A 954-nucleotide genomic window follows, 5' to 3' on the forward strand; every position below is an offset into this window, starting at 1 on the left:
CCCTTCTTCGTGCATCTGACCGAGGAGGCACGCAACGTGCTCCAGGAGTTCCGCGTCCAATGCCAGGTCTGGGAGGCCGAGGCCAACGGGCTGCTCAAGGGGCATATCGGCAAGATGCCCGGCCTCGTGGTCCGCGTTGCCAACGTGCTGGCGCATCTCGACTGGGCGTTCGCAGACGGCCAGGAGCCGGTCGGCAGCATCGAGCGTAGCCACGTCGCCCGCGCCTGTCACTATGTCGGCGAACACCTTCGTCACCACGCCTATCGGGCCTACGGGGCTTCGGTCCTGCCGGCGGAGCAGCGGAATGCGCGGCGGCTGGCAGAAATCATCCTCAGCGAAGGGCCGCGGCTGGTCAGCAGGCGGGACATTCAGCGCCGTCATCTCGCCGGCCTTCAGACCGCCGATGAGATCAAGCGGGCGCTCGATGTGCTGATCGACGCGGACTGGCTGGCTGTCGTTGATAGCAAGACCGGCGGCCGTCGGAAGGCGGAATACGCAGTTAACCCAAAGCTGGGAGGCCTGAAATGAGCCGCTGGTTGGCGATCATTAAGGACCAGGGTGCAATCGAGAGTCCCCTACCTGACACAGCGACAAAAGGCGACAAAAGTCCCAAATCCGGGCTCGCGATCCACTTCTGTCGCCTTTTGTCCACCTGTCAGGTGAGGTTCTCAAAGAAAAAGCATGACCCGACTGCGAGTCCTTCAGGGGGCACCGGACTTGTCGCGTTGGCGGAGTTGAGAACCAAGACGCCCAGCGATAGCAATAGGACGTCCTTCTCGGAGACCTCGGCCAGTGGCGCGATCAAGACGATCACGGAAGCGACCGACCCGCTCACGCCGGCAGGAGCGGTCAACAGGTCTGCCACCAGAGACGCGTCTGGGGCGGCTTTGGATGACGCTACGGCTGCTTCTCCTGATGTCCTAGCCGGCACGTCGCCGGCGGGCGATAGCCGGA

2 protein-coding genes are annotated in these 954 nt (G+C 63.6%); one reads left to right on the top strand and one right to left on the bottom strand.

The window, feature by feature from the left end:
• On the top strand, positions 1-528 hold a 528-nt coding region (locus P1J78_RS24970; protein ID WP_275570075.1), incomplete at its 5' end, for a DUF3987 domain-containing protein.
• A 127-nt stretch (positions 529-655) separates the two neighbouring features.
• Here P1J78_RS24970 and P1J78_RS24975 read toward each other — a convergent pair.
• The coding region (locus P1J78_RS24975; protein ID WP_275570076.1) for a hypothetical protein at positions 656-954 on the bottom strand (299 nt) is incomplete at its 5' end.

Origin of the sequence: Psychromarinibacter sediminicola, from assembly GCF_029168335.1 — a bacterium.
Classification (GTDB): Bacteria; Pseudomonadota; Alphaproteobacteria; order Rhodobacterales; family Rhodobacteraceae; genus Psychromarinibacter; species Psychromarinibacter sediminicola.